The following is a 12,642-nucleotide window of genomic DNA, read 5'->3' as shown; positions in this document are numbered from 1 at the left end:
ATATCACCGAGTAATACAGAGAGTTAGCAACGAAATTATGAGTTTTTCTTTAGGCGGCATCCGCCAATGGCACTGGATGAGTGGCGCAGTCTGTCTGGTCGGGATGATTTTATTCTCGATAACGGGAATTACGCTAAATCACGCTGCAGATATTTCAGCCAACAGAACCGTAACGTCAGCAGAATCAAGTGTACCATCATTGGTTGTTGAACAGTTGGTTTCTCTGGACACAGGTGAAATAGCCATTCCTAGCGAACTCGTCGCGTTTATGCAGTCGCAAGAGGGCATTTTACTACCTTCATCGGTGACGGGAGAGTGGGATGGTATTGAATTTTATGCCGCTTGGCCTGGACCCGGTGCCGACAGTTGGATTGCCTTAGATGCTGAACTTGGCACCGTGACTTATGAAAACGTTGATAGAGGATGGGTATCTTATTTCAATGACCTGCACAAAGGGCGGAATACAGGAAATGCCTGGCGCTGGTTTATCGATATCTTTGCTGTTGCCTGCATTATTTTTAGTGTAACTGGGCTGCAATTATTAATGCGCCACTCGAAAACGCGCGCGTCTACCTGGCCCATTACTATGCTCGGTGTGCTCATCCCGTTTGTCATTATTTTACTGTTTGTGCACTAGCGCGACGCTAGTGCACTTACCTACACAATTTTAAGGAGTGTTTACATGAAAGTGCGAATAGGCGCAGTTATCGCATCGACTTTATTAAGTATGACATTTGCCTCTGGTGCTATTCACGCGGCGAGCCAAGCTAAATTAGACGTGACCTTGCCTCAACTTGATGTGGCTGAATATCACAAACCTTATCTAGCGGTGTGGATTGAAGACAGTAAACGTAAGGCGACTCAGGTCGCAGTATGGTACGACGTTGAAATGCGTGAAGACAAAGGTAAAGAGTGGCTTAAAGATTTACGCCAATGGTGGCGTCGTGGTGGGCGCAGCCTTGATTTGCCGTACGATGGACTTACCAGTGCAACAAAAGGCCCAGGTGATTACAGCCTTGATTCGCAGTTAAATAAAGCGTTAGCAGAACTGCCAGAGGGCGATTACACGCTTCGCGTTGAGGCATCACGAGAAGTAGGCGGAAGAGAAGTACTGTCACTGCCAGTTTCATTACCGCTATCTGCTGCGTCACTACCGGTAGAAGTGAAAGGAAATTCAGAACTTGGGCGTGTAGTACTGCGTCTGGAAGATTAATCTGCTGAGACGCTAATTCAACGCTCACTCAGTAGAGTAACAATAAGAGGACATTATGAAAAAACTATCAGTAAAAGCTTCAGCCATTGCACTAGCAGCAACGCTTGCCGTGTCATTTTCAGCCAGTGCGCATCGGGCGTGGTTACTTCCAAGCTCTACCGTACTATCAGGTGAAGAAGCTTACGTGACGTTTGATGCTGCTATTTCAAATACTATTTTTCACCCTGACCACTTCGCAATGAATGCCAGTAACTTAGTGGTTCAATCGCCAGAAGGTGAAGCCGTAGACGTAGAAAATATGGCACGCGGTAAGTATCGAACTACCTTTGATTTGAAGTTAAATAAAGAAGGTACATACAAACTGACGTCTGCCAGCAACGGTATTCGCGCTTTTTGGCGAGATGAAGAAGGCAAGCGCAAGATGTGGCCCGGCCGTGGTGAAGAATATAAGCTGGAAGAGTTCGCAGCAGCCGTGCCTAAGAAAGCAAAAGATCTTCGTGTAACGCAAAGCTCTCGCCGTGTAGAGACGTTTGTTACTCTTGGTGCGCCATCAAATAAGGTGTTTACGCCTGACAACGTGGGTTTAGAGCTAGTGCCAGTGACTCACCCTAATGATTTATTCGCCACCGAAACTGCAACGTTCAAGCTACTTATTGACGGTGAGCCTGCGGTTGGCGCCGAGGTGGAAGTTGTGCGTGGTGGTATGCGTTATAGAAATGATCAGGAAACGATTAAAGTTACGTCAGACAAAAATGGCCAGATTGAAATTACATGGCCACAAGCCGGAATGTACTTTGTAGAAATAGGCTATGAAGACGATAAAGCGAAAAAGCCTGCAACGTCTCGTAACGGTAGCTACTCAGGTACATTTGAAGTACTTCCGCTGTAATAACCGTGTGTTATTGCGCAGCTAGGGGCGGTAAACGTTCTTTGAATACTAAAAGAGCAACAGCTTCTTAAGTCTCTAGCCATTTCAATACAACGGCATAAAAGTTAAGCACATGACAGAAACACACCGTCTACTCATAGCAATAGTAAGCATTGGCCTGTATATGCTGTGGGTAGCGGTGTTATTTTTTAAACATAGAAAGCAAAACAACTATGCGGTATCAGGCGAGGAGACCCTTGTCGTATACGCAAGTCAAACCGGTACGGCTGAAAAAATTGCCCGCGCGAAGGCCGCGGCGCTATCACAGCAAGAGCAAACGTCGGTAGTGTCTATGGCATCTTTGAAACTCAACACGTTAAGTAGTGTGTCGAAAGTCATTTTTGTTGTGAGTACCTACGGTGAAGGAGAGCCTCCTGATGCGGGTAGAGCCTTTAGTAAAGCGCTTAAAAAGGCGTCGTCGAATCAATCTGACTACCTGTCCCATTTGTCTTTTGAAGTGGTGGGGTTAGGCGATAAGCAATACGCCGCGTTTTGCCAATTCGCAGTCACTCTGTTCGATAATATCAGTGCACTAGGTGCACGTGCGCTTTCTCCGCTAACGACATTAGATTCAGGGAAAGGTGAGCATTTGTCTTTGCTTGGTTCATTGCCACAGGATGAGCAGCATCCCACCCATGCTTTCACACTGAAAAATCGGGTTCAATTAAATGAAGTAAGTCTAGCTTCTGGCGAGACTTCAAACGAACCCGCCAACCACTCTGAGAGCAAACCTTCAAACCCAGCGTCGCCAGGCTTGTTCGGCTTGTCTTTGAGCGTTGACCATTTAAATCATACACAAGAATTACATGAACAATGGGAAGCGGGTGACGTGTTGGAAGTACTCATTCCTCAGCAAGGGCAGTCACCGATCGTAAGCCGAAGCTACACCATTGCGTCGGTACCACAAGAGCACGATGTAAAGCTTGTAGTTCGACAGCTGGTTAAAGACAACGGCCAACTTGGGCTAGGTTCTGGATTACTTACCCGTTCTTTACCTTTATCTCGGTCAGTACAGGCCTACATTCGTAAAAATACCAGCGCAATTATTACTAGTACTCAGTGCCCATTGTTATTAATTGCTGCGGGTAGCGGCATTGCGGGGGTACGCGCTCAGCTTGCAAAACGCGCATTGCTTGAGAACGCTGGGCCAGTTTGGATATTTTATGGTGAGCGTCATCCCACGCAAGATGACGTGCTAGATAAAACGCTATCGCCTTTCCACAATAGTGACTGTATTTTTAAAAAGTCAGTTATTTTCTCCCGACTTGAAAACGGTGGCTATGTTCAACAGCGCCTCGTTGAGCAGCGAGATGAAGTCAAATCCTTCTTAGGCGACACGGGACAAGTATATGTATGTGGGCATTTTGAAGGAATGGGTCAAGGCGTAGACATGGCTTTGCAATCCATACTCGAAGCGCAAGCCTACAATGCGTTAGCTGACGAAGGACGTTATCACCGCGACCTTTACTAATGTGTAGAACAACCAGTAATTAATGTCTGCCTTACGCTTTCCTGTTTCACCGCTGAACCATCGCTAATAAACCTCAAAAGCCTTACAGCTAAATCTCAAACTTTGAGTTAGACTTTAGTCTAATGTGCCAGGCCCTTGCCTTGTCGCATGTTTAAATATGCACAGCAGTACACTGGGCATACCTTAAATAGGTGTTTTCTTATTCAGGTATGACCTTTCGGCACCGGTAATTGGTGTAATGTTTGAACTGAAAATAAGAAAATCAATCGGCTAGGTGCTCATTGATAAAAAATTAGGACGACAGTATGCAGTCTATTGCCATTGTTATACTGGGCATCATCGGAATGTTGCTCGGTTGGTTCGTATATTCGAAGTTTATTGCGAGCCGCATTTTTAAGTTGGATGATAGTTTTGTAACACCAGCCCATACCATGCAAGATGGAGTGGATTTTGTACCCACCAATAAAGTAGTGTTATGGGGTCACCATTTTACCTCGGTAGCAGGTGCAGCGCCCATAGTAGGTCCAGCTATTGCTGTCTATTGGGGCTGGGTTCCCGCTGTTCTGTGGGTTGTATTTGGAACAATTTTGTTTGCTGGTGTGCACGATATGGGCGCCTTGTGGGCCAGCGCACGTCACAAAGGGAAATCCATGGGCGCGCTCTCTGAGAGCGTTATAGGTAAACGGTCTCGCTCTCTTTTCATGATAGTGATCTTCCTTGTACTCTTAATGGTTAATGCCGTTTTCGGCGTGGTTATCGCTAATTCCTTTGTTTCCCAACCTAATGCGGTTTTCCCTGCGTGGATGGCGATTGCCGTTGCATTAGTTATTGGTCAGCTACTAAAGCGTAACTTCAGCCTTATTCCTTTGTGTCTTGTCGGCATTATCGTGCTTTACGCATCGGTATATGCAGGCAGTTATATTCCTCTGAGTCTACCGGAAACCATGTTTGGTTTAGCCGATAAAGCTAATTGGATCATTATTCTCTTTGTTTACGCCGCTATTGCTTCCCTACTGCCAGTTTGGATGTTGCTTCAGCCGCGTGACTTCATCAACGGCATGCAGCTATTAGTGGGCCTATTTTTGCTTTACGGTGCGGTATTCTTTGCTATGCCAGACATCACTGCGCCAGCGTTTAACACGCAAACGGCGGTAGATTCACCAAGCCTGATTCCATTGCTGTTCGTTACCATTGCATGTGGTGCGGTTTCTGGCTTCCACGGCATAGTGTCATCAGGTACTAGTTCCAAGCAGCTTGATAAAGAAACAGACGCACGCTTCGTAGGTTACCTTGGCGCCGTGGGCGAAGGTTCACTTGCGCTTATTACTATTGTCGCGGTTAGCGGTGTAGCGTTCGCTGCGTCACCTGAAGAATGGCACGAAGTCTATAGCCACTTAGGCGCTGGAAGTGTCGGTGCATTTATCACAGGTGGTGCGAACTTAATTCAGCAGGGCTGGGGGCTGCCAGTAGACTTTTCTTCAACGATCCTTGCTGTAATGGTTGTTCTATTTGCAGGCACTACTATGGATTCAGGTGTACGCTTACAGCGGTACATCATACAAGAATGGGGTGATATTTATTCTATTGGTGCACTGAAAAATGGCGTAGTTGCGACGTTTGTAGCCGTTGGATGTTGCCTATTGCTGGCCTTCGGCGCAGGTGGTGCGTCAGGCAGTGGCGGTATGATTATTTGGCCTTTATTTGGCTCTACTAACCAGATACTAGCTAGTTTAACCCTGTTAGTAATCTCGGTGATGCTGATTAAATTAGGCCGACCAGCGAAATATACGCTCATTCCAATGGTGTTTGTACTTATCATGGCTTTCTTTGCTGGCCTGATAAAGCTTAAAGAGTACTACGTAGAAGGAAACTATCTGTTGGTCTTCTTAGACGCAGTAGTGCTGGTGGTTTCAGTACTCGTAATGCTCGAAGCTTTCTCTGTGGTGTCTAAGCTTAAAAAAGAGAAGCAACATAAGGTTACACAAGAATAAGCAGCTTAATGATTAACTGAACAATTATCCGATTTTTCATGGTTGACCTCTGAGTTTAAAAAGCACACTCACGAGACAGTCAACATTCGGCCAGTACATTTGTACTGGCCATTTTTATGCCTCTACAATCAACCTAATCAGTTTTGTTGATTTTCTGTCACACCTTATATCTGTTACTATCTATAGTGTTCAAGACAACGTGACTTTGTCTGCAAGCAGTGTATGCCTATGAGCATTGAAGCTTAAGGCAAGGTTACAAGAGAGGCTATGTGTCAGATATCATTTTACTAGGGCAAAACTTTATAGCGCTATTCATGGAATCAGCGCCATGGCTGCTATTGGGTTTACTGGTCGCAGGAGTGATGCATGAGCTAGTGCCTGTATCTTTTTTAGAAAAGCATATGGGTAGCGCATCATTTGGCTCTATTAGCAAAGCTGCTATTATCGGCGCGCCTTTACCACTTTGTTCATGTGGCGTTATTCCGGCAGCACTTGGTTTGCGCCGAAGCGGCGCATCCAAGTCTTCAACGATATCTTTTCTAGTGTCTACACCGGAGACGGGGGTGGATAGTGTGTCAGTTTCTTACGCATTGTTGGGGCCTTTGTACGCTATAGTTAGGCCTGTTTCAGCGGTGGTGAGTGCAATCTACGCAGGTTTGATGGTACGCTTTTTTGCGGAGCGCAGCGAGCTAGCAGTGCAGAGTGAACCTGTACCTGCTTCAGCCACTTCATCGTGTTGCAGCACTAAAGCAGAGCCTGCTAAGAAACCAGAAAATAAGACCCAATGCTGTGACAGCGAGTCTGTCCATCAGCACGATCACCGTGCTGGCCAGCATGATCATAATCTACCGCGCAAATCATCTCAGGTGGCTAAGGTATTGTCTTATGCAAGTGGCAAGCTGCTAGAAGATATTGTGGTGTGGCTACTTATTGGTTTAGCCCTCGCCGCCGCCATTAAAACTTGGGTGCCCACCGATTTTCTTACCCAGTGGGGAGATGGTGTGGTCGCTATGCTTGTTATGGCACTTATTGGTATTCCTATGTACATATGCGCTACCGCGTCTACACCGCTTGCGGTTGGCTTTTTGGCTGCAGGGTTATCTCCTGGTGCCGTGCTTGTGTTTTTGATGGCAGGCCCTGCCACTAACGTGTCTACTATGGGCATGATTAAACAAGAAATGGGTACGCGAACTCTTGCGCTTTATTTGTTCAGCGTTATCTCGGCAAGCATAGGCTTTGGTTACGCACTAAACTACCTAGTGTCCTCGTTTTCTCTATCTTCGATGATCAAAACAGCCAGCCACGTTCATGAGCACGGCGCAGATGTTCAAATAATCTATGGTTTATGTGCAATTTTGCTGGCGGGATTGATGTTAAGGCTGGGTGTGAAAAAGCTTCAGCAATATCGCCATAATCACGAACAGCACTCGGCATGCTGTGGTTAGGTTTAACGCTGCAGTTGCTTCTCCTCATTCAAGCGCTCGAATGTTATTTACAGAGCGCTTGTATATCCCGCTCTATTATCCATAATAGTCGCTCAACTTCTTTAAATTAAAACGCGTTTAAACCTACAGGGACGCTTGGAATAATTACATGCTTTTACTTATTGTGTACGTCTTCATTGCACTGGGCTTTTCTTTTTTGTGCTCAATCGCAGAGGCTGTAATTCTGAGCGTTTCGTCAGCGTATATCTCGGTATTGGAAAAAGACGGCAAAGCCAGCGGTGCATTACTTCGTAAACAAACCGATAATATTAATACTCCGCTATCTGCTATTTTAACGCTGAACACCATTGCCCATACCATGGGGGCTGCCGGCGCAGGTGCGCAAGCAGCGGCCGTATTCGGCGACGCCTATTTAGGTGTTATTTCAGCTGTCCTTACTCTGCTTATTCTAATTTTTTCAGAAATAATTCCAAAGACACTTGGCGCTACTTATTGGCGAACACTTGCGCCCGTAACAGCGTACTTTCTCAAATACCTTTCAATTGTGCTTATGCCGTTCGTTAAAATGTCTGAGCTCATGACTAAAGGGTTTAAGGAAGACAGCCCACTTCGCGGATTGAGCCGCAGCGAGCTTCACGCTATGGCTGAACTGTCAGGGCAGGAAGGGCAGTTAGCTAATCATGAAGCGGCGTTTCTGCAGAGCTTATTAAGCTTGCACGAGCTTAGAGTTAAAGATGCTATTACCCACCGAACGGCGCTATTTAAAGTATCAGAGTCGATGACGGTGGAAGCGTTTTTCCATAAACACGCCAATATTGAGTTTTCACGTATACCTGTATTTGAAGATAGTGACTCAGAGAACATTACTGGCTACGTAATGCGCTCTGACTTGTTGGTCGCGCAGGCGAGAGGTAACACTGATAAGCCGCTTTCTGAATACGCCAAAGACTTGGTCACAGTATTAAACACCATGCCTTTATCGGTAACTTTTGAGCACTTCATTAATAAGCATGTACACATGTTGTTGGTAGTAGATGAGTACGGTGGCTTAGAAGGCGTTTTAACCTTAGAAGATTTGCTTGAACGCTTATTGGGCGTAGATATTGTAGACGAAAAAGATACAACAGTGAGTATGCGTCGGTTAGCGAAGATGATGACAAAGCGTAAGGAGCAGATGATGATTAAAAATGTTCCCGATGCGTCACTTGAAAAATCATCGAGGAAAAAATAACCTATATTGCAACAAAGGCCTGAACCGTTATTAAGGATGATAGTGATGTTTAAAGCGATATTGAAAAAAGCTAAACGACGTGAAGCCCCACCATTGCTCCTACCCATGTACAAGTATAGGACTGAGCAAAAACCGCTCGCCTTTATGGTAGCTGTTTTACTCACTTCTGGTTATATGGCTGGCGCAACTGCACAAGAGTTGAGCATTCCCTGTGATGAAGTTGAAGAGAAAGCATTAGCAAAAGCCAAGACTAACGAAGTGGAGCGGATAAGTGCATTTAAACCCGCGACCCCGTTAGAGCGCGTTGACCCTAGATATCCTTCTTCTGCAGCGAGAAAAGGCCGTGAAGGCTGGGTTAGGCTGAGCTATGTTATTGATGAAGAAGGCAGGGTGAAAGACCCTGTAGTAGAAGATTTCTTCGGAAGCCCCTCTTTCAAGCGCAGTGCACTATCAGCCGTTAAGAAGTGGCAGTATGATCCAGCAATAAAAGACGGCGAACCTACACAACAGTGTCATCAAGCTGTTCAAATGGATTTCGCATTAGTCGGAAAAACGGGCGCAACTCGTAAATTTATTAAAGCTTATAAAAACGTAGATGAAATATTTAACGCCGGAGACGTAGAGGCGGCAGATGAAGCTCTTAAAGAGCTATTAAGCTGGGATACGTTAAATCGGTACGAGAATGCGTGGTTACTCAACTTGGAGTCACAGATTGCAGGTGCTAAAGGTGACATCGAAAGAGAAGCGACAAGCTTAACGCGGTTGCTTGCTAGCAATGGACAAAAGCGCCTTGACAATGCGGTGTTCGATGACGACTACGTGGCTTACGTGCTTCAAAGAAAAATCCTTCTAGATACGCAGCGGGGGTATTTTGCAGATGCCTTAAAGTCTTATAGCAGGCTTCAAGAAATGGATGAACAACAAAAGCGTATCGAAGAAACTGCCGCCGTAATAAATCAGATTGAAACATTCATTGCGTCTGAAAAGAATCTTCAGGTACCTGTGGACATGGGAGATAACGGACGTTGGTTCCACACGCTGGTGAGAAACAAGTTTGCTTTTAATAACATACAAGGCGAACTTGATACTGTGGAAGTTCGCTGTGACTCCCACCGAGAAAAGTTCACCGTAGCCGAAGCTCATGTTTGGCACATCCCACAAAGCTGGGGGCAATGTCAGGTTATGGTTAAAGGAGACAGTGAGACGAAATTTGACTTAATCGAGGTTGCCGAAAGTTAGATTTCGCCAGACTGAGCTTTAAAAAGCTATAGTTCAGAGTGTTGCGGTTAACGCCACTTGAAAAAGGTGTTCTGTGAAATTCTCACTAGGCCGAAAAAAGCGCAAATTTTCTTGCTCACCTGAGTTTAATTGCCATTCTGTCGTTACTGAAAAGCGAGAGGTAATGTCGTACTTTACGCTAATTGTATAGGCGTTACCTCGACTACCATTTGGGTCGTACATTGTGTTGTCATTATCACTCACGCGATACCAGTCTATGCGTGCTGCCGCGGTTAAGTTTTTTAGTCCCACCGCATTCAAATCTAAGGCAGCGGCAACATAAGCGCTCGCAAAGCCATTATCGACAATATTTTCGCCCATTAAGGTGTCGCCATACAAAAATTGAGAAAACAGCGTTAATTCGGGGCGGGGTAGATAGCGCAGTGTTAACGAATGAAAGCGTGTATGCCATGCGTAGATGCGGTCGGGGTCGACTGCATTTGCGTCTGCGTTATTATCGTAATAGTAATAGCGCATTTCAGCGCTGCGCTTGTACGCCAAATGCGCTCCGAAGTAATAGCCAAAGCGATTGTCTATTTCCCTAAAAGGTTCGGTCCATGCAGGGGCATTTAGTTTATCTTCATCGATTACACCCGGAATGGGCAGGAAATTCACCCTATCGTTGTAAAGTGACTGTCTATCGTGAAGTGCAAAGCCGCGCCAAGAGAGTAGTGTTCCAGTGCTATCGTTACCTTTAAAAACGCTGCCCAATACTTTCCACGACCAGTTGCTTCGTACTTGTCTGCCATTTTGCCGAAAACTCATCTCAAGCCCACCTGTTCTTAGTTCTTCACCTATCCAGCTGTTTATGGCTGAGTTAGTGAGGAAGTGAGGTGATAGCCAAGCAATGTCTGTATTTTCAGCTGAAATAGCAGGATAAAATGCACCTACTTTTACTTCTGGTTTTATAGATGAGGCGCTAAGTGGCCGATATTTTAAATAGAGCTGAGAAAAGTTGAGTCGTTCCTCACCGTCACTGTAAGCGTTTAAAACACCAGATAATGTCCAATCGTCAAACAGACGCTGGTTGGTTGAGATAACTGCTTGAGAAAGGTGTAAGCCATCACCTTCGAATCGCTGGTGGTTTTGGCCAAAGTCTTGAAAACTTTGTGTGTTTTCTTTCAGCGCCCAGGTTCCGCGCAACAAAAAGTCTGTTTCTGCGTAGCTTGCGATAGAGAAAACTAACGACAATAAGGCTAATGATTGAGTGACAAACCGCATCAATAGTCGCCGAAACCAGAATCGAATCCGTCATCCTTAATTATGTTTGTATTAAGTGCCCATGTTACTTGAGTATCGGCAGACAAAGAAATGGACTGTGCAGGGAGCGCTTTTTCACCTTCCACTTGCGGGTGCCAAAAACGGACGGTGTACTCACCATGAGGAAGTGAAATTGAAGACTGCCCCTCATTATCAGTTTTACCAAAATAAGGAGAGTCTGAGACTACAATGTAGCCCAGCATCCAATCATGAATATTACAGCCAATATCCACAATACCTGCATTTTCAAAGCGTAAAGGCTCTGCCGTAAACTCTTTATAGAGCTTTAGTTCGAATTGTTTCGTAGGTGAAAATGAATAGACGTGGTGAAACAAATTATCCGCATTAGGGAAAGTCACTTCAGTACCCGCTTTTACCACAAGCACGTGAGGTTCAAACTGTTTATCTATTTGATTCATTACGGCTGGTTTTTGGTGTGGCATTTGATGCTCATCCACCTCAAACTGGGGCTCAAATAGAAATACGCCGTTAACGACAGGCTCACCATCGCTATCATTCAGTGTGATAGAAAAGCTAGCGGTTTCGCCGTTTTGTCCTAAGGCCATACTTGAACAAGCCATAAAAAGAAGGGCGGTAAAAAGTGTTTTATATTTCATTCAAGTACCACAGCACAAAGCATAAAAAGAAAGCGTCAGTTGAATATACCAGTCCGTATAGATAATTACCCACTCAGCGAGAGTTAAAATGTTCGTAATCGCGGCGTGTTACCGCAGGTATAGTGGCTCTACATCAAGGTGACACAACAAAGAGTACGGACATTTTAAACTCGCCCTTCGGGAAGGTCTGGCAAGCTTCCTAGCTTCATTCTGGGAATTTGAAAGGGAGCAGCCATTCCTGCATTCCCACGCTTCGCTAGGAAACTTGCCAGCGCCTTCTGAGTGGGCACTTATCTATGCGGATTGGTATTAGTCATAGAATAAACCCAGTAATATACAACTGCGTTACACCTTTAGTATAGGACCCTATCGACTGAGACTTTATTTCGTTTTCAAGAAAGCTTCGCGCTAATGCTTGTGACAAATTGTACTTGTGTCAGATTATGCTTGAGTTTAATCGCAATTAAAGCTGAGAAAACTTTCTTACCAAGTTATGGTAAACATGATGAAGTCCATCAAGCTGCTCTCGCTCTGCGGTGCCCGCGTTAACCAGTGACTGTATACTTTGGTCAAGCTGGAAAAGGGTTTCACGCATTTGCTGGTCACTCACCATACTTTGCAGCCAGGTGATAGCGGCAATGCGCTCGCCTTTAGTGACAGGCGTCACCTTGTGTAGACTTGAAGATGGATAGAGTATGGCGCTTCCGGCATCGCATTTAACTTTTTGCTCGCCAAATCCTGTCTGAATAACAAGTTCACCGCCTTCGTAGTCACCTTTATCTGTAAGAAAAATCGTCATCGACATATCGCTGCGTAAGACATCGGGCGTATTAGGGATACGCATGATGGCGGCGTCTACGTGATAGCCATAGGTTTGCGATTCGCTGTAGCGATTAAAGCAAGGTGGAAAAATACGTTGGGGTAGGGCAGCAGAGATAACTTTGGGGTGGTTACCTAATTTGCCCAGCAATTGGTTAGCAAGCTGCTGAACACGTTTGTCCTGTGCATCTGCCTGACCATTATTTTTGACGCCTGCAGCCATGCCCATCGCCGTATTTTTACCGTCAACAAAGGGCACATCGTTAAGCTGCTGACGAAACTGCGCAACTTCATTTTTCGTCAATAAGTCATCAATAATAATCATGTTTTCAACGCTTTTGAGAGTGTTTTTAATATAAAAAGACCTAGGCAGTTGCCCGCCTAGGTCA

At 45.4% G+C, this 12,642-nt stretch carries 11 protein-coding genes; 8 read left to right on the top strand and 3 right to left on the bottom strand.

The window, feature by feature from the left end:
- Window positions 1–37 precede the first annotated feature (37 nt).
- The 8 genes from ACXAGK_RS12655 to ACXAGK_RS12620 all read left to right on the top strand — a co-directional run bounded on the left by ACXAGK_RS12655 (window position 38) and on the right by ACXAGK_RS12620 (window position 9,518).
- Window positions 38–637 (top strand): PepSY-associated TM helix domain-containing protein, encoded by a 600-nt coding sequence (locus ACXAGK_RS12655; RefSeq protein WP_474856507.1) that lies wholly within the window; start codon window positions 38–40, stop codon window positions 635–637.
- Window positions 638–682: 45 nt separating this feature from the next.
- On the top strand, window positions 683–1,213 hold the full coding sequence (locus ACXAGK_RS12650; protein WP_474856506.1) for a DUF2271 domain-containing protein: 531 nt from the start codon (window positions 683–685) through the stop codon (window positions 1,211–1,213).
- Between the two features lie 55 nt (window positions 1,214–1,268).
- Window positions 1,269–2,102, top strand: a complete 834-nt coding sequence (locus ACXAGK_RS12645; protein ID WP_474856505.1) for a DUF4198 domain-containing protein — start codon at window positions 1,269–1,271, stop codon at window positions 2,100–2,102.
- Between the two features lie 112 nt (window positions 2,103–2,214).
- Window positions 2,215–3,612: a flavodoxin domain-containing protein gene (locus tag ACXAGK_RS12640; protein WP_474856504.1), complete on the top strand. Its 1,398-nt coding sequence runs from the start codon at window positions 2,215–2,217 to the stop codon at window positions 3,610–3,612.
- 305 nt (window positions 3,613–3,917) lie between these two features.
- Window positions 3,918–5,603, top strand: coding sequence for a carbon starvation CstA family protein (locus ACXAGK_RS12635; protein WP_474856503.1), 1,686 nt, complete (start codon window positions 3,918–3,920; stop codon window positions 5,601–5,603).
- Window positions 5,604–5,872: 269 nt separating this feature from the next.
- Window positions 5,873–7,048, top strand: coding sequence for an SO_0444 family Cu/Zn efflux transporter (locus ACXAGK_RS12630; RefSeq protein WP_474856502.1), 1,176 nt, complete (start codon window positions 5,873–5,875; stop codon window positions 7,046–7,048).
- 148 nt (window positions 7,049–7,196) lie between these two features.
- Complete coding sequence (locus ACXAGK_RS12625) at window positions 7,197–8,279, top strand: CNNM domain-containing protein (RefSeq protein WP_179984797.1); 1,083 nt, start codon at window positions 7,197–7,199, stop codon at window positions 8,277–8,279.
- Between the two features lie 45 nt (window positions 8,280–8,324).
- A complete protein-coding gene (locus ACXAGK_RS12620) occupies window positions 8,325–9,518 on the top strand; it encodes an energy transducer TonB (RefSeq protein WP_474856501.1) in 1,194 nt (397 codons plus the stop codon).
- Between the two features lie 33 nt (window positions 9,519–9,551).
- On the opposite strand, the gene ACXAGK_RS12615 is transcribed toward ACXAGK_RS12620, so the two are convergent.
- From ACXAGK_RS12615 to ACXAGK_RS12605, 3 genes are all read right to left on the bottom strand, one after another.
- Entirely contained in the window at window positions 9,552–10,778 is a 1,227-nt protein-coding gene (locus ACXAGK_RS12615) for an outer membrane beta-barrel protein (protein WP_474856500.1), read from the bottom strand.
- Entirely contained in the window at window positions 10,778–11,434 is a 657-nt protein-coding gene (locus ACXAGK_RS12610) for a methylamine utilization protein (RefSeq protein ID WP_474856499.1), read from the bottom strand. Before ACXAGK_RS12610 ends, ACXAGK_RS12615 begins: the two co-directional genes overlap by 1 nt.
- Window positions 11,435–11,897: 463 nt before the next feature.
- A complete protein-coding gene (locus tag ACXAGK_RS12605; protein ID WP_474856498.1) occupies window positions 11,898–12,578 on the bottom strand; it encodes a Fe2+-dependent dioxygenase in 681 nt (226 codons plus the stop codon).
- Window positions 12,579–12,642: the final 64 nt, after the last annotated feature.

This window comes from Alteromonas sp. ABM1_013, assembly GCF_056160505.1.
This window is presented reverse-complemented; position numbering and strand designations above follow the sequence as displayed.

Bases quoted from the DNA above. Each gene is read 5' to 3' on its own strand.
- ACXAGK_RS12610 (WP_474856499.1), bottom strand. From the start codon at position 11,434: ATGAAATATAAAACACTTTTTACCGCCCTTCTTTTTATGGCTTGTTCA.
- ACXAGK_RS12635 (WP_474856503.1), top strand. From the start codon at position 3,918: ATGCAGTCTATTGCCATTGTTATACTGGGCATCATCGGAATGTTGCTC.
- ACXAGK_RS12640 (WP_474856504.1), top strand. From the start codon at position 2,215: ATGACAGAAACACACCGTCTACTCATAGCAATAGTAAGCATTGGCCTG.
- ACXAGK_RS12650 (WP_474856506.1), top strand. From the start codon at position 683: ATGAAAGTGCGAATAGGCGCAGTTATCGCATCGACTTTATTAAGTATG.
- ACXAGK_RS12625 (WP_179984797.1), top strand. From the start codon at position 7,197: ATGCTTTTACTTATTGTGTACGTCTTCATTGCACTGGGCTTTTCTTTT.
- ACXAGK_RS12605 (WP_474856498.1), bottom strand. From the start codon at position 12,578: ATGATTATTATTGATGACTTATTGACGAAAAATGAAGTTGCGCAGTTT.
- ACXAGK_RS12615 (WP_474856500.1), bottom strand. From the start codon at position 10,778: ATGCGGTTTGTCACTCAATCATTAGCCTTATTGTCGTTAGTTTTCTCT.
- ACXAGK_RS12620 (WP_474856501.1), top strand. From the start codon at position 8,325: ATGTTTAAAGCGATATTGAAAAAAGCTAAACGACGTGAAGCCCCACCA.
- ACXAGK_RS12655 (WP_474856507.1), top strand. From the start codon at position 38: ATGAGTTTTTCTTTAGGCGGCATCCGCCAATGGCACTGGATGAGTGGC.
- ACXAGK_RS12645 (WP_474856505.1), top strand. From the start codon at position 1,269: ATGAAAAAACTATCAGTAAAAGCTTCAGCCATTGCACTAGCAGCAACG.